This window comes from Microbacterium testaceum (assembly GCF_006539145.1).
Taxonomy (GTDB): Bacteria; Actinomycetota; Actinomycetes; order Actinomycetales; family Microbacteriaceae; genus Microbacterium; species Microbacterium testaceum.
Genome location: NZ_BJML01000001.1, coordinates 395,745 through 411,411 on the forward strand (window position 1 = coordinate 395,745; position 15,667 = coordinate 411,411).

Consider the following 15,667-nt stretch of genomic DNA (forward strand, 5'->3'; position numbering starts at 1 on the left):
GGAGATCAGGCGGCGGCGAGACCCAGGGTCTTGCGCAGACGCGCCACGTGGCCGGTGGCCTTGACGTTGTACATCGCCTCGACGATCTTGCCGTCCTCGTCGACGACGAACGTCGAGCGCAGCACGCCGGTGACCGTCTTGCCGTAGTTCTGCTTCTCGCCCCACGCCCCGTAGGCCTCGTGGACGGCGTGGTCGGCGTCGCTGAGGAGCGGGAAGGTCAGTCCGTCGCTGTCGCGGAAAGCGCGCAGCTTCTCGGGCAGGTCGCGCGAGATACCGAGCACCGTGTAGCCGGCGCCCTGCAGCGAGGCCAGGCTGTCGCGGAAGTCGCAGGCCTGGGTGGTGCATCCCGGCGTCTGGGCCGCGGGGTAGAAATACAGGATCACGCGGCGGCCGCGGAAGTCGCCCAGAGAGACGGGGTGTTCGTCCTGGTCGAGGAGGGTGAAGTCGGGGGCGTTATCGCCCTTTTCGAGGTTCGTCACCCCTCCAGCCTAGAACGCTCGATGCCCTGGAACGTCGTCAGCAGGCGCTGCAGCGAGTCGAGCCGGGCGGCGGCTCCGGGTCCCAGGCGTCCGGCCTCCACCGCCTCGATGATCGCGCAGTCGGGTGCATCGGGCAGGTGCGTGCACCCCCGCGGGCACTCTTCGGCGACCTCGGCGAGATCGGTGAAGGCGCCGAGCACGTGCGCGGGGTCGACGTGTCCCAGTCCGAACGATCTCACGCCCGGGGTGTCGATGACCCAGCCCGAGCCGCCGCGGCCACGGTAGCGCAGCGAGACCGCCGACGACGAGGTGTGACGGCCCCGACCGGTGACGGTGTTGACGTGCCCGATCGCCCGCTCCGAGCCCGTGAGCGCGTTGACCAGCGTCGACTTGCCGACGCCGGAGTGCCCGACGAACACGGTCGAGTGGCCGATGAGCGCCTCGCCGATCTCGTCGAGGGGCATCTCGCCCTGGGCGCTCGTGAACACCCGCAGGTCGAGCCCCACGAAGTGCGCGAGGAACGCGGTCGGGTCGGCCAGGTCGGTCTTCGTGACGACGAGCAGGGGACGGATGCCGGCATCCAGCGCCGCGACCAGATAGCGGTCGACGAGACGGGCGCGGGGTTCGGGGTCGGCTGCAGCGACCACGACGAGCATCTGGTCGGCATTGGCGACGATGACGCGTTCGACCTGGTCGGTGTCGTCGGCGCTGCGGCGCAGCAGGGAGGTGCGCTCCTCGAGGCCGATGATGCGTCCGAGCGTTCCTTCGTCGCCCGAGAGGTCGCCGACCACACGGGCGCGGTCGCCGTTGACGATGGGCTGCTTCCGGAGCTCGCGGGCGCGAGTGGCCAGGACCCGGCGCTCCTCGGGTCCGTCTTCGTCGACGAGGACCGTGTACCGGCCGCGATCGACGCCGAGCACCCGGGCGATCTGCGCGTCGGCGTGGGCGGGGCGTCGCTTGGTGCGGGGCCTGTTGGCCTTCGGGTTGGGACGCACCCGGATGGACGACTCGTCGTACCGGAGGTCGTCTTCGTCGTCGTCGGGACTGTCGAGCCAGCTCACGCGTCAGTCCTCGTTCACGGGCGCGAGTCGTCGAGCATCGTCTGCCACAGGCCCGCGAACTGGGGGAGGGTCTTGGCGGTCGTGCCGATGTCGTCGATGCGCACGCCGGGCACGCGCAGACCGATGAGGGCGCCGGTGGTGGCCAGGCGGTGGTCGTGGTGCGCCTTCCACTCGCCGCCGCTGAGCGGCCGCGGGACGATGCGGATGCCGTCGTCGAGCTCGTGCGCCTCGCCGCCGAGCGAACGCAGGTTGCCGACGAGGGCCGCGATGCGGTCGGTCTCGTGCCCGCGGATGTGACCGATGCCGTGCAGCGTGGTCGGTCCGTCCGCGAAGGCGGCGAGACCGAAGAGAGTGGGGGCCAGCTCGCCCGCCGCGGACAGGTCGAGGTCGACGCCCAGGATGCCGTCGTCACCGGCGGCCACGGTGAGGGCGCCGGCGCGACGGCTGACGCGCGCCCCCATCTCGGCGAGGATGTCGACGAGGAGGGCTCCCGGCTGCGTGCTGTGCAGGGGCCAGCCCGTGACGGTGACGGAGCCGCCCGTGACCATTGCTGCCGCGAGGAACGGGGAGGCGTTGGAGAGATCGGGCTCGATCGCCACGTCTTTCGCGCGGACGGGTCCTGCCGGAACGACCCACTCGCCCGGAGCAGGACGCTCCACGTGCACGGCACGGTGGGCGAGGGCCTCGACCGTCATATCGATGTGCGGGATGCTCGGCAGGCGCGACCCGACGTGGCGGAGGTGGAGTCCGACGTCGAAACGCGCCGCCGCGAGCAACAGGCCCGAGACGAACTGACTCGACTGGCTCGCGTCGATCTCGACCTCGCCGCCCCGCACGTGGCCGTGCCCGCGGACGGAGAACGGGAGCGCCCAGTGGCCCCCGTCGTCGATGTCGACGCCGACGTCGCGCAGGGCGCGGATCATCGCCCCCATCGGGCGGTGCAGCGCGCTCTCGTGGGCGGTGACGTGCACGTCGCCCCGGGCGAAGCCGGCCACCGGGGCGATGAATCGCATGACGGTTCCCGCCTGGCCGCAGTCGATCGTGCCGTCGCCCGCAAAGGAGGCCGGGGGAGTGACCAGCAGGTCGGGGCCGAAGGGGGAGCCGGTGTCGATCTCGTCGATCCCGACGCCGAGCACGCGCAACGCGTCGACCATGCGCGCGGAGTCGTCGGAGTGCAGGGGGCCGTGCACCGTGCCGGGGCCGTCGGCGATGGCGGCGAGGATCAGCTCGCGATTGGTCAGCGACTTCGATCCCGGGACGGTGACCGTGGCATCCAGGGGAGCGTCGAAGACAGGCGCGTTCCACTCACCGCGGGGGGTGGCGGCGGAAGGGGAATACCCGAGGGGAGACATCGGTTCCTACCCTACTGAAAGGGGAACGACACGTGACCGCACTTCTCGAACGCGACCGTCTGCCGGGGGCTGCCCCGGGGGCCGTCGACATGCTCGACGTAGACTGGCGCGCGATGAACGACACCGCAGACGCCGGCCCGCAGGCGGAGCCCCGCGCACAGTTCGAAGAGCAGGCCCTGCCCTTCATGGACCAGCTGTACGCAGCAGCCATGCGCATGACGCGCAATCCGGCCGACGCGGCCGACCTGGTGCAGGAGACCTTCGTGAAGGCCTTCGGCTCGTGGGCGACGTTCACGCAGGGGACCAACCTCAAGGCGTGGCTTTACCGCATCCTCACGAATACGTACATCAACACGTATCGCAAGAAGCAGCGCGAGCCGTATCAGAGTGCGATCGACGACCTCGAGGACTGGCAGCTCGGCGGGGCCGAGTCGACCACCGCGAGCAGCGCCCGTTCGGCCGAGGCCGAAGCGATCGACCACATGCCCGCATCCGTCGTGAAGGACGCGCTGCAGTCGATCCCCGAGGATTTCCGGATGGCGGTGTACCTCGCCGACGTCGAGGGATTCGCCTACCAGGAGATCGCCGACATCATGAAAACCCCGATCGGCACGGTCATGAGCCGTCTGCACCGCGGCCGGCGGCTGCTGCGCGACCTGCTGTCGGATTACGCCAAGGAGCGCGGCATCCAGGCCGCGACGGGAGAGACGAAATGAGTGACTGCGGCTGCGACAAGGCGCGACGCGACCTTGAGGAATACCTCCGCAACGAGGTGTGCAAGACCCAGCAGAACGACATCCGCGAGCACCTCGAGAATTGCCCCGGATGCCAGGACGAGGCTCTCGTAGCGCGCACGCTGACCGAGGTGGTCGCCCGTGCGTGCAAAGAGACGGCCCCCGACGAACTCCGCGATCAGGTGCTCTCGCGCCTTCGCGCCATCCAGGCGACGCACTGACGGCACCCGCGCCGGCCCGGCGCGTGTCGGAGGTGATCCCTAGGCTGGGGTCATGGCATCCATCGACACTCTGACGCTGCCCCTCGACCAGACCTCCGCCGCAGACCTCGCCGCCTCAGGGCTCGAGTACGCGCGAGTGGATGCCGACGGAGAGGGGTTCCGTCCTTTCCAGCGAGCGGTGGCCCGGGGCTTCCTGGGTGCGGAATCGACCGACGACGAGGCCGAGAACGCGCGAACGACGCTGCGCACCCGGCGTCTCACCGCGGTCTACGACCGTCAGGGCGTCGAACCCGAGGTGCCCGTCGGCACGATCGACTCGTGGGCGTCCGAGCTCACGACCTCGCCCGGGCGCACCACGCCGCTGTGGTCGATCAGCGCCGTGACGGTGGCGGCGACGCATCGCCGCCGGGGCATCGCCCGCGCCATGATCGGCGGGGAGCTCCGCACGGCCGCGGCGGCGGGATTCGCCATCGCCGGCCTCACGGTCACCGAGGCCACCATCTACGGCCGGTGGGGGTTCTCTCCCGCCGCGTGGGCCTCCGACGTCGAGGTCGACACCGGCCGAGCCCGCTGGACCGGCCCGACGGCACCCGGGCGACTCGACTTCGTCCCTCGTGAGGCCGTGGTCGACCGTCTGCGGGCCGTGCACGAGCGCGTGCGCGTGCAGCGTCCGGGCTCGGTGCCCGGGTGGGACGGCCGGTGGCGCGGCGTGGCCGGTCTCACGCCCGGTGACAAATCGGGCGAGAAGGTGCGCGCCGTCGCCTACCGCACCGCCGAAGGCGACGAGACGGGGATCCTCGTCTACGTGATCGACGAGCGCGACGACTTCTCGGCTCACGATCTCGAGGTGCGCGCGATCTTCGCCGTCGACGGCGAGGCCTCGGCCGCCCTCTGGCGCTTCGCGCTCGAACACGACCTCGTCGGCCGGGTGAAGGCGTGGCTGCAGCCCTCCACACCGCCCGTGCAGTGGATGGTCTCCGACCGACGTGCCGTGACCGCGACGCTCACCGATCACCACTGGCTGCGCATCCTCGACGTGCCCGGGGCGCTGGGCTCTCGTCGATACGCGGCCGGGCTCGATGTGATTTTGCGTGTCGCCGATCCGCTCGGGTTCGCCGAGGGCACGTGGAGTCTGCGGATCGGGGCGGACGGTGAGGCTCAGGTCTCGCCCTCGATCGACCGGCCCGTCGACATCGACCTGACCGTCGGGGCCCTGAGCTCGCTCCTTCTCGGTGGGGTGCGCTCGGCCGAACTCGCGCTCTCGGGTCTCGTGCGCGGCGAGGCCCGCACGCTCGCATCCCTCGACCGTGCGTTCGTTCCGGAGGCCACCCCGCTTCTCGACATCTGGTACTGACGGCTTCTCATAGGAAATGGCAATACGCTGTCGCCGATGTCCGAATCCGCCGCTCCTCCGGCCGCCGAACGCTCTCCGTCGCGTCTGACGGCCGTGGGCGCTGCGCTTCGCCGATACGTGTCGCGCAACCCCGTGGCGATCATCGTCGCCGTGCTGGTCGTCGCGTCCGCGGCGGCGACGGGGTCGCTCTGGGGAGAGGATGCGCTCATCTGGGGCGCGGGGCCGCTGGCCACCTTCGGGAGCGGTCGGTGGTGGACGCTGGCGACCGCACTCGTCATTCCGGACTCGGCGATCGACGCCCTCTCATCGGTGCTGCTCGCCCTGACCGCCCTGGCCGCGATCGAGCGGCTGGTCGGATCGCGGCGTACGAGCGTCTTCCTGGTGGTCATCGGGCTGAGCGGCCTGGTCGTGGGCATCGGCCTCCACGCGGCGGCGTGGACGATCACCGATCTCCGCCCGGTCGTCGCCGCCGAAGTCCCGGTGCTCGACCCGACCACCGCGATCGCCGGAGCGGTCATGGCGGGGTCGGCCTTCGCGCCGACGCTGTGGCGTCGCCGTCTGCGTCTGGTGGGCTTCGCCCTTCTGGCTCTTTTCGCTCTCTACGCCGGTGACGCCGACTCCTGGTACCGGCTCTCGGCGGCGATCATCGGTCTCGTCGTCGGCGCACTGCTCGCGCGGGGTCGGGAGCGGCGGTCGTGGCACCGCAGCTCGACGCGTGAGACGCGCACCCTTCTCGCTCTTCTGGTCGCGGTCGTGGGCAGCGGGCCGATCGTCGCCCTCGTCAGCGGCGGCGGCCGCGGGCCGCTCTCGCTCGTGGTGGACGCCTACACGCAGTACGACGACGAACTCCTCTCGCAGTGCGGCAGGGTCGCCTCGTCGGTGTGCGATGAGCAGATCGCCCTCCTGATGACCCGTGGAGCAGGCCCCGCCCTCCTGGCGATCGTGCCCCTGGTCCTGCTGCTGGTGGCCGCGTGGGGCCTCCGGCAGGGACGACGCTCGGCGTGGATCGTCGCGGAGTTCGTGCTCGTGGCGTCCGCGGTCCTGCCCGTCGTCTCTCTTCTCGACGGGCGCCTGCGGATCGACCCCTGGGTCGATGGCAGCGGGGCGGAGTACGTCCTGTGGGCGATCGCGACGATCATGATCCCCCTCGCGCTCGCTGCGGCGCTCGCCGTCGCACGTGCCCGGTTCTCGGTCCGTGCGACCCGGCGCGCGGCGCGCGTCGTCGCGGCCGTGGTCTCGCTCGCCTTCCTCGCCTGCGCGACGACGCTCTTCGTCGTCGAGGCCATCGGTCATCGCGCCTTCGACCGAGACGTGTCGATCTTCGATCTGCTCGCTCTGACCCTGCGCCGTTTCCTTCCCCCCGCCTTCACCCACCCGGGCGGATCGACGGCGTTCCCGCACAGCGGACCGGCGCTGTTCGCGTACCAATGGATCGGTGTGCTGTTCTGGGCGATCGTGGTCGCCGCGATCCTGTGGCTCTACCGCCGCTCGCGTCGCCCGGACACCGTCGACGACGGTCACTATCGCGACCTTCTGCGGCGGGGAAGCGACACCCTCGGTTTCCTCGGCACCTGGGCGGGCACCAGCCACTGGTATTCCGAGGACCGTGAGTGCGCCGTCGCCTACCGGCTGAGCGGCGATGTCGCCCTGGCCGTCGGCGACCCCCTCGCCCCCGAGGGGCGACGCGCGGAGGCGTTGCGCGGCTTCACGGACTATTGCGTCGAGCACGGGTGGACACCGGCGTTCTACAGCATCCACGGTGAGACTCTCGACGATCTGATCGCCCTCGGCTGGCGGTATGTTCCCGTCGGGGTCGAAACGGTGATGGACCTGCCCGGCCTGACATTCGCCGGCAAGGCCTGGCAGAAGGTGCGGCAACCCCTCACCCGCGCCGAGCGCGAGGGGTACACCGCCGTCTGGTCGCGGTGGCACGAACTGAGCGTCGGTCAGGCGTCGCAGGTGGTCGCGATCGACGAGGAGTGGGTCGCCGACCGCGCGCTCCCCGAGATGGGCTTCACGCTGGGTTCTCTCGACGAGCTGCGCGACCGTGACGTCCGCCTGCTGCTCGCCGTGGGTCCCGATGAACGCATCGAGGCGGTCACGAGCTGGATGCCGTCCTGGACGGCGGGCGAGATCACGGGATGGACCCTCGATTTCATGCGTCGTCGCACCGACGGACCCAACGGCATGATGGAGTTCCTGATCGCGAAGGCCGCTCTCGAGCTGCAGGAGGAGGGCGCGACCGTGCTCAGCCTGTCGGGGGCACCTCTCGCTGACGACCCCGACGAGGCAGCCGATGATGATCCGGCCCCTCTTCGCGCGTTGCTGCGCTGGCTCGCCGAGGTGCTCGAACCCGCGTACGGGTTCGCGTCGCTCTTCCGCTTCAAGGGCAAGTTCCGGCCCCGGTACCGCCCCTTGGCGTTGGCGTACCGCGATCCCCTCGAGCTGCCCGTGATCGGCGCCGCGGTGGGTCGCGCCTACCTGCCCGACGCCTCACGTCGAGAGATGGTCGCTTTGGCCCGGACCGCCTGGGAGGGCCGTCGGTGAACAAGTTCATCCTGTCGTTCGAGCTGATCGACAGCCCCATGTTGCTCATCAGCGCCATCGTCGCTGCGCTGTGCGTGGTCGCTGTCGCCGTATGGCGTCCTCGTCGGCTCGTCATCACCCTCGTGATCGGTGTCGCGGCCGGGGTGGTCATGTTCATCGTGGCGAAGATCCTCGAGTCGATGAACACGTTCCAAGGCCCGCTGCCGGGGGCTGCGATCTGGTGGGCGTCGGGAGCGGTGGCGGCCGTCGCCATCGGCATCGTCGGGATCTTCCGCCGCCCCTGGCCGCGTCGAGCGATCGGCGCCGTCGCCGTCATCGCCTCGCTCCTCGCCGGCATCCTGGGCGTGAACACCTCGTATGGCGTCACGCACAACCTGGCTGCGATCCTCGGCGTACAGGCGCTCGACCCCGCCTCCCTGCCCCCGCAAGATGCCGTCGCCGGAGACCCGGCGACGCTCTACCAGACGTGGGAGCCTCCCGCGGACATGCCGTCGAAGGGATCGGTCAGCGCTCTCACCGGCAGCACGAAGATCCCCACCGGTCAGTACGCGGCGCGCGACGCCTCGCTCTACCTGCCGCCGGCAGCCCAGGTCGCCGACCCTCCGGCTCTGCCGCTCCTGGTGTTCATGATGGGCCAGCCCGGGTCGCCCGACCCGACGGCGCTGGCCAAGGCACTCGACGCCTTCGCCGCGAAGAACAAGGGCCTCGCACCCATCGCGATCGTCGTCGATCAGCTGACCGCCCCGGACCGCGACCCCACCTGCGTGGATTCCGCGAAGTACGGCGCCGTCGCGACCTACATCAACCAGCTCGTGCCGCAGTGGGCCGAGAAGAACCTGAACATCGTCACCGACCACAAGTACTGGACCATCGGCGGCTTCTCAAACGGCGGGTCGTGCGCGGCTCTCTACGGGGCGAAGTACCCCGACACGTGGGGCCAGATGCTCGATGTCATGGGCAATGAGTTCCCGGGATCGGAGCACGTCGATCAGACCGTGAAGGACGTCTACAACGGAAACGCGGGCGCCTTCCAAGCCAACAAGCCCGCGGTCGTCATGGCGGCGGCGGCCCCCGGCACCTACAGCGGCCACACCGCCATCTTCACGTGGGGGAGCGAAGACAAGACGTATGGCCCGGGGCAGCTCGCGAATTCGAAGGCGGCGGAAGCGGCGGGATTCACCGTTCTGACGCACATCGTCGAGGGAGCCGGTCACACCGGCGAAGCGCTCGACGGCAGCCTGGCGTATGCCATTCCGGCCCTGGCTCCCACGCTGGGGTTGGCCGCGCCGGCATCCTGAGCTCCGGCGCTCGACCGTCAAGGGTCACCGGTCCCGGCGCCGCTCGACCGTCGAGGGTCACCGGTCCCGGCGCCGCCCGACCTTCCAGGATTACCGGTTCCCGCGCCGTCTCGGGTCTGCGCGACCGCGGACGGTCCTGCGACCGCACGCGTGCCGGTCCGTGTGGCGGAGTACACGAAGGGCCCGACCGACAGGAATGTCGACCGGGCCCTTCGTGGAAGATCAGCGCGCGAGCGCTTCTTTCATGATCGTGGCGTGTTCATTCGCGTGCACCTTCGGCGAACCGGTCGCGGTCGAGGCCGCGGCCGCGCGCGAGATACGACGGATCGCTCGGCCACCGAGCTGGTCGGCGACTTCGAGGGCGATGAACGGCCACGCGCCCTGGTTCTCGGGCTCGTCCTGAACCCACACCAGCTCGGCGTTCGGGTACTGCGCCAACACGGCGGTCAGCTCCTCGATCGGCGCCGGGTAGTACTGCTCGAGACGTACGAGGGCGATCGCGGGGTTCGGGTTCTTGTCGAGCTCGGCTCGCAGGTCCCAGTGGATCTTTCCCGCGTGCAGCAGGACGCGCGTCACGGCGTTCTTGTCGACACCGCGGTCGTCGTCGAGCACCGGCTCGAAGCGACCCTCGAGGAAGTCCTCGACGGGGCTCGTCGCTCCGCGCAAACGCAGCATCGCCTTCGGGGTGAAGACCACGAGGGGGCGACGGGGACGCTGGTAGGCCTGGCGACGCAGCAGGTGGAAGTACGACGCGGGGGTCGAGGGGCGCGCGACGATCATGTTGTCCTGCGCGCACATCTGCAGGTAGCGCTCGATGCGGGCCGATGAGTGGTCCGGACCCTGGCCCTCGTAGCCGTGGGGAAGCAGAAGCACGACGCTCGACTGCTGCGCCCACTTCTGGTCGGCCGACGAGATGAACTCGTCGATCACCGACTGGGCGCCGTTGGCGAAGTCGCCGAATTGCGCCTCCCACAGCACGAGCGCGTCGGAGCGCTCGACCGAGTAGCCGTACTCGAACGCCATCGCGGCGTACTCGCTCAGCAGGGAGTCGTAGACCCAGAATCGGCCCTGGTTCTCGCTGAGGTTCGCGAGGGGCAGCCATTCCTGACCGTTGTCGCGATCGTGGAGCACGGAGTGGCGCTGCACGAAGGTCCCGCGGCGGGAGTCCTGGCCGGCGAGTCGGACCGGGGTGCCCTCCATCAGCACCGAGCCGAAGGCGAGCAGCTCGCCGAAGGCCCAGTCGATGTTGCCGTTGCGGCTCATGTCGTGGCGCTTCTCGAGGAGCTGCTGGAGCTTCGTGTGCACCGTGAAGCCGTCGGGCTTGTTGACGAAGGCGTCGCCGATGTGATGAACGACCTCGCGCGAGACGCCGGTGGTCTCGGGAGCGCCGACCGCCGGTTCTTCGGCAGCGTCCATGGTGACGACGGGGTTCGTGCCGGTCTCGGCCTCGTGCGTGTCGGCGAAGGCGACCTCGAGGCGGTTCTGGAAGTCCTGCTTCGCCTGCTCGTACTCGTCTTCGGTGATGTCGCCGCGGCCGACGAGCGACTCGGTGTACAGACGGCGCACCGATCGCTTCGCCTCGATGAGGTTCGTCATCAGGGGCTGGGTCATCGACGGGTCGTCGCCCTCGTTGTGACCGCGGCGGCGGTAGCAGACCAGGTCGATCACGATGTCGCGGTGGAACTCCTCGCGATACATGAACGCCAGCTCCGCCGCCCGGACGACGGCCTCGGGGTCGTCGCCGTTCACGTGCAGGATCGGCGCCTGGATCGTCTTCGCGACATCGGTGGCGTACACCGAGGTGCGGGCGTCGGTCGGGGTGGTGGTGAAGCCGACCTGGTTGTTGACCACGACGTGGATCGTGCCGCCCGTACGGTAGCCGCGCAGCTGCGACATCTGCAGCGTCTCGACCACGACACCCTGACCCGCGAACGCGGCATCGCCGTGCACGAGGATCGGCAGCCACGAGAACGTGCCGATGGGCTTGCGGTCCTGCTTGGCGCGGACGATGCCCTCGAGCACGCCGTCGACGGTCTCGAGGTGCGAGGGGTTGGCGGCCAAGTACACGGGGAGCTCGTCGCCGGCGTCGCCGACGAAGGTGCCCTCGGTGCCGAGGTGGTACTTCACGTCGCCCGAGCCGCGCTTGCTGCCGATCGCCACGGCGCCCTCGAATTCGCGGAACACGTGACCGTAGGTCTTGCCGGCGATGTTGGTGAGCACGTTCAGTCGACCGCGGTGGGCCATGCCGATCGCGGCGCCGTCCAGGCCCGCGGAGGCCGCGCCCTGCAGGATCTGGTCGAGCAGGGGGATGAGAGACTCGCCGCCCTCGAGGCTGAAGCGCTTCTGGCCGACGTACTTGGTCTGCAGGAAGGTCTCGAACGCCTCGGCCTGGTTCAGCTTCGACAGGATGCGCAGCTGCTCGTCGTGGCCGGGCTTGGTGTACTTGACCTCGACGTTGCGCTGGAACCACTGACGCTGCGCCGGGTCCTGGATGTGCATGTACTCGACGCCCATGGTGCGGCAGTACGAGTCGCGCAGCACGCCCAGGATGTCGCGGAGCTTGGCGACGCGCTTGTTGCCGAGGCCGCCGGTGACGAATTCGCGGTCGAGATCCCAGAACGTGAGCCCGTGCGATTCGATCTCGAGGTCGGGGTGCGTGCGCTGGACGTACTCGAGCGGGTCGATGTCGGCCATGAGGTGGCCGCGCACGCGGAAGGAGTTGATGAGCTCCTGGACGCGGGCGCTCTTATCGATGCGCTCCGAGATGTCGACGCTGATGTCGGCCGCCCAGTGGATGGGGGCGTAGGGGATGCGCAACGCGGCGAAGATGTCGTCGTAGAAGCCGCGCTGCCCGATGAGCAGCTCGTGCACCTTCTTGAGGAACTCGCCGGAGCCGGCACCCTGGATGACGCGGTGGTCGTAGGTGCTGGTGAGCGTGATCGTCTTGCCGATCGCGAGCTCGTTGAGCGTCTTCTCGCTCGCGCCCATGAATTCGGCGGGGTAATCGAGGGCGCCGGCGCCGATGATGGCGCCCTGGCCGCGCATGAGTCGCGGCACCGAATGGACCGTACCGATGCCGCCGGGGTTGGTCAGCGAGACCGTGGTGCCCTGGAAGTCGGCCGGCGTCAGCTTGTTGTTGCGGGCGCGGCGGACGAGGTCTTCGTACGAGGCGAGGAACTCGCCGAACGTGAGCGTGTCGGCGCGCTTGATGCTCGGAACGAGCAGCGCGCGCGAGCCGTCGGGCTTGGGCATGTCGATCGCGATGCCCAGGTTGACGTGCGCGGGGGCCACGACCGAGGGCTTGCCGTCGACTTCGGCGTAGTAGACGTTCTGGCTCGGGAACTCCTTGAGCGCCTGGATCAGCGCCCAGCCGATCAGGTGGGTGAAGCTCACCTTGCCACCGCGCGTGCGCGACATGTGGTTGTTGATGACGATGCGGTTGTCGATCATCAGCTTCGCCGGGATCGTGCGCACGCTCGTCGCGGTGGGGACCGTGAGCGAGTCGTCCATGTTGGATGCCAGGGCCTTCGGCATCCCCTTGAGCACCGTCACGCGGTCTTCCTCGGTGCTCTCGGCAGCCGCGGAGGGAACCGCGTTCGGCGCCTGAGCCGGGATGGGCTGCGGCTTGGCCGGCTTCGCCGTGGTGCGGGCGACGGGCGCCTGTCCGACCACGGGGATCGGGGCCGTCACCGGCTTGGGCTCGGACCCCGCCGACGCCGGGGGCGCGGAGGGCGGGGGAGCGGCGGAGGATCCGTCGACGACCGGGTGGTACGCCTCCAGAATCGGCCACCAGGCCTTGTCTACGGAGTGCTTGTCGACTTTGAACTGTTCGTAGAGTTCGTCTACGAGCCACTCGTTCGCGCCGAACTCGCCCTCGCTCGAAGTACCGACGCCCGTCACCTGGCTCGACACAGTCGATCGCCTGCTTTCCTCGATGAAGATTCCTGTGGATACGCGCACGTCGCCGCGCTGCGTGCTTTCCAGCCTAGCCGAGGAATCTGGACGCCCTTCGGGTCTTTACATTCCCCTGATGTGGTGAGGTGGATGCCATGGAGTTCTCCGGCGCGCAGCCCGATGTCGACCTGACGTACTCGGACGTTTTTCTCGTCCCCCGCCATTCCGAGGTGCGCAGCCGCCTCGACGTGGATCTCGCCCCCGCCGACGGCAGCGGGGCGACCATCCCGTTGGTGTCGGCGAACATGAATTCGGTCACGGGAACCCGACTCGCGGCGACCCTGGCGCGTCGCGGCGGACTCGGCGTCCTGCCGCAGGACATGGCGCTGCACGATCTGGTCGAGGCCGTGTCGTGGGTCAAGTCACAGCCCGCGGCGTGGGACACCCCGCTGATCCTCCCGCCCGAGGCCACCGTCGCCGACGCGCGGCGCATCCTTCCCGCTGTGCCCGGCCGGGGCATCGTCGTGGCGACTCCTCGCGAGGACGGCGTCGTCGCCCTGTCCGAGGTTCGCGGCATCGTGCCGGCGGGGCGCCTGGCCACGGCTCTTCCCGATGCGACGCTCGGCGACATCGCCCGTCGTGACGCCGAGCCCATCGACGCGGCCGACGTGCACGACCCTCGCGAGGTCTTCGCGCGGATCGAGGCCGCGGGCGTCGACATCGTCCCGGTCGTCGACGGTGACCGCCTCGTCGGCACGCTGTCGGCGCGCAGCGCCCTGCGCGCCTCCGTCTACCGACCGGGCGTCGACGCACGTGGCCGCCTCATCGTCGCCGCCGCGGTCGGGGTGAACGGCGACGTCGCCACCAAGGCACGCGCCCTCGTCGACGCCGGTGTCGACGTCCTCGTCGTCGACACCGCGCACGGTCACCAGGGACAGATGCTCCGCGCGCTGCGCGCGGTGGCCGCACTCGACCTCGGCATCCCGATCGCAGCCGGCAACGTGGTGACCGCCGACGGCGTGGCCGATCTCACCGACGCGGGCGCGACGATCCTCAAGGTGGGCGTGGGCCCGGGGGCGATGTGCACGACCCGAATGATGACGGCCGTCGGCCGGCCCCAGTTCTCGGCGGTGCTCGAGACCGCCGAGGCCGCGCGCAGCGTCGGAGCCCACGTCTGGGCCGACGGCGGGGTGCGCTACCCGCGCGATGTCGCCCTGGCGCTCGCCGCGGGCGCCGCGTCCGTCATGGTCGGCTCGTGGTTCGCGGGAACGATCGAGGCTCCGGGCGAACTGCTCACCGACGCCGGCGGCCGCCTCTACAAAGAGTCGTGGGGCATGGCTTCGACGAAGGCCGTGCAGGGGCGCTTCGGCGGCCTCGACCCGTTCGAGCGCGCCCGCAAGGAGCTGTTCGCCGAGGGCATCTCGTCGTCGCGCATCTACCTCGATCCCCAGCGTCCGGGCCTGGAAGACCTGCTCGACATGATCACCTCGGGTGTGCGCTCGTCGTTCACCTACGCCGGTGCGGCCACCGTCGCCGAGTTCCACGAGCGCGCTCGTGTGGGCCTGCAGTCGGCCGCGGGCTACGACGAGGGAAAGGCGCTGCCGGTCAGCTGGTGACCGCGCGCTCGAGGCCGACCGCGGCCTCGAGCGTGATCCATGCCCCCAGCTGCACCGAGAGGTCGAGGTCGTCCCCTTCCGCTCGCGCGGGTCGACGGGGGTCCGCCGAGAAGAGTCCCTCCCGGCCCCCGACCCAGAGGGCGTCGGCGTTTCGTTCCACGAGGCGCCGAGCCGTCCGCGCGAGGACGTCGCCCTCGGCATCCGGCCCCTTCGCGAGATCCCTGGCCGCCTGGGCCAGATAGCGGGCCAGGATGCCGGCGAACAGGCCGCCGTCGCCCCCTCCGGCCGCCGGGAAGAGACCGTCGTCGTCGGCGCACCACCGCTCGACGGCCCGTACCAGGGCGCGAGTGCGTTCGATGTGCGACCACTCATCGTGCGCGGGATCCGCGAGAGCGGGCCCGCCGATCATCAGTTCGAGGCCGATGACGGCGCCCTGGTTGTAGGTCCAGAGCTCGGGGCGGGTCACCCCGTGCTCGATGCCGTCGCGCACGAGATGCGAGGACGGATCGTCGAGGACGGACGCCATCCACCCGGCTAAGCCGGCGGCCTCGGTGCGTCGTCCGGTCAGGGCCAGCACCATGCCGCCCGGGGCGTTGGCCGGAGCGTTGTACAGCGCGCTGTCCACGCGCCAGGGAAGGGCGCCGACGGTCGGGTCCACGGCATCGGCCAGTGTCCGTGCGATCTTACGCAGGGCGCGGGGATGCCGCCCGCTCTCCGCGAGGGCCAGCCCCATCCACGCGATGTCGTCGTAGAAGGGCGTCGTCCACCGGCCGAGCGTACGCAGGGTCACCCCGCGCGCCACGCGCCGGATGAGGCGCCGCCGACGCGCATCGGGGCGATGCGTCTCGGCGTCGGCGAGAACGTGGAGCAGGTGCGCGTGCCACCAGTAATGCCACGTCCGGGGGTTCTCGCGACCGGGCACCGCAGCGTGCGCCCAGGCGACCGGACCGTAACGGCGGAGGTAGCGATCGAGCACCGCGCGTTCCGCGGTGGCGGCGCGCTGCTGCGCCGTGGCGTCGGCATCCATTCGTCCATCCTCCCCAGCGGGTGCGGAGTTGCACGAGACGGATGCCGAGGGGTCGGGGCTGCAATAGAATCGTCCGCACGATGG

Annotated in this window: 11 protein-coding genes; 6 read left to right on the plus strand and 5 right to left on the minus strand. The window is 70.1% G+C overall.

Translation table 11 applies throughout. The features are described 5' to 3' along the window. Positions 1–5 precede the first annotated feature (5 nt). The 3 genes from bcp to aroA are packed head-to-tail and all read right to left on the minus strand — an operon-like array spanning position 6 to position 2,892. The gene (bcp, locus tag MTE01_RS01910; protein ID WP_103210042.1) at positions 6–479 is read right to left on the minus strand and encodes a thioredoxin-dependent thiol peroxidase; all 474 of its coding nucleotides are present in this window, start codon (positions 477–479) and stop codon (positions 6–8) included. After that, positions 476–1,540 carry a ribosome small subunit-dependent GTPase A gene (gene rsgA, locus MTE01_RS01915; protein WP_116238483.1) on the minus strand — a complete coding sequence of 355 codons (1,065 nt, stop codon included), beginning with the start codon at positions 1,538–1,540 and terminating at the stop codon, positions 476–478. Before rsgA ends, bcp begins: the two co-directional genes overlap by 4 nt. Before the next feature lie 14 nt (positions 1,541–1,554). Continuing rightward, positions 1,555–2,892 carry a 3-phosphoshikimate 1-carboxyvinyltransferase gene (aroA, locus tag MTE01_RS01920; protein WP_141375426.1) on the minus strand — a complete coding sequence of 446 codons (1,338 nt, stop codon included), beginning with the start codon at positions 2,890–2,892 and terminating at the stop codon, positions 1,555–1,557. Positions 2,893–2,981: 89 nt separating this feature from the next. Here aroA and MTE01_RS01925 point away from each other — a divergent pair, with 89 nt between their 5' ends. The 5 genes from MTE01_RS01925 to MTE01_RS01945 are packed head-to-tail and all read left to right on the plus strand — an operon-like array spanning position 2,982 to position 9,046. Beyond that, entirely contained in the window at positions 2,982–3,608 is a 627-nt protein-coding gene (locus MTE01_RS01925; RefSeq protein ID WP_103210834.1) for a sigma-70 family RNA polymerase sigma factor, read from the plus strand. Continuing rightward, entirely contained in the window at positions 3,605–3,847 is a 243-nt protein-coding gene (locus MTE01_RS01930; RefSeq protein ID WP_103210048.1) for a zf-HC2 domain-containing protein, read from the plus strand. Before MTE01_RS01925 ends, MTE01_RS01930 begins: the two co-directional genes overlap by 4 nt. 52 nt (positions 3,848–3,899) lie before the next feature. After that, the gene (locus MTE01_RS01935) at positions 3,900–5,201 is read left to right on the plus strand and encodes a GNAT family N-acetyltransferase (protein WP_141375428.1); all 1,302 of its coding nucleotides are present in this window, start codon (positions 3,900–3,902) and stop codon (positions 5,199–5,201) included. A gap of 36 nt (positions 5,202–5,237) precedes the next feature. Beyond that, positions 5,238–7,748 carry a bifunctional lysylphosphatidylglycerol flippase/synthetase MprF gene (locus tag MTE01_RS01940; protein ID WP_141375430.1) on the plus strand — a complete coding sequence of 837 codons (2,511 nt, stop codon included), beginning with the start codon at positions 5,238–5,240 and terminating at the stop codon, positions 7,746–7,748. Beyond that, entirely contained in the window at positions 7,745–9,046 is a 1,302-nt protein-coding gene (locus tag MTE01_RS01945; RefSeq protein ID WP_141375432.1) for an alpha/beta hydrolase, read from the plus strand. Before MTE01_RS01940 ends, MTE01_RS01945 begins: the two co-directional genes overlap by 4 nt. Positions 9,047–9,268: 222 nt before the next feature. On the opposite strand, the gene MTE01_RS01950 is transcribed toward MTE01_RS01945, so the two are convergent. Next, positions 9,269–12,958, minus strand: a complete 3,690-nt coding sequence (locus tag MTE01_RS01950) for a multifunctional oxoglutarate decarboxylase/oxoglutarate dehydrogenase thiamine pyrophosphate-binding subunit/dihydrolipoyllysine-residue succinyltransferase subunit (RefSeq protein WP_103210057.1) — start codon at positions 12,956–12,958, stop codon at positions 9,269–9,271. Positions 12,959–13,095: 137 nt separating this feature from the next. Here MTE01_RS01950 and guaB1 point away from each other — a divergent pair, with 137 nt between their 5' ends. After that, complete coding sequence (guaB1, locus tag MTE01_RS01955; RefSeq protein WP_141375434.1) at positions 13,096–14,556, plus strand: GMP reductase; 1,461 nt, start codon at positions 13,096–13,098, stop codon at positions 14,554–14,556. Here guaB1 and MTE01_RS01960 read toward each other — a convergent pair. Next, the gene (locus MTE01_RS01960) at positions 14,546–15,583 is read right to left on the minus strand and encodes a glycoside hydrolase family 76 protein (RefSeq protein ID WP_141375436.1); all 1,038 of its coding nucleotides are present in this window, start codon (positions 15,581–15,583) and stop codon (positions 14,546–14,548) included. The genes guaB1 and MTE01_RS01960 overlap by 11 nt on opposite strands. Positions 15,584–15,667: the final 84 nt, after the last annotated feature.

Excerpts from the sequence above, each read along its gene's own strand:
- aroA (WP_141375426.1), bottom strand. The coding sequence starts at position 2,892 with ATGTCTCCCCTCGGGTATTCCCCTTCCGCCGCCACCCCCCGCGGTGAG.
- MTE01_RS01925 (WP_103210834.1), top strand. The coding sequence starts at position 2,982 with ATGCTCGACGTAGACTGGCGCGCGATGAACGACACCGCAGACGCCGGC.
- MTE01_RS01935 (WP_141375428.1), top strand. The coding sequence starts at position 3,900 with ATGGCATCCATCGACACTCTGACGCTGCCCCTCGACCAGACCTCCGCC.
- MTE01_RS01960 (WP_141375436.1), bottom strand. The coding sequence starts at position 15,583 with ATGGATGCCGACGCCACGGCGCAGCAGCGCGCCGCCACCGCGGAACGC.
- guaB1 (WP_141375434.1), top strand. The coding sequence starts at position 13,096 with ATGGAGTTCTCCGGCGCGCAGCCCGATGTCGACCTGACGTACTCGGAC.
- MTE01_RS01930 (WP_103210048.1), top strand. The coding sequence starts at position 3,605 with ATGAGTGACTGCGGCTGCGACAAGGCGCGACGCGACCTTGAGGAATAC.
- MTE01_RS01940 (WP_141375430.1), top strand. The coding sequence starts at position 5,238 with ATGTCCGAATCCGCCGCTCCTCCGGCCGCCGAACGCTCTCCGTCGCGT.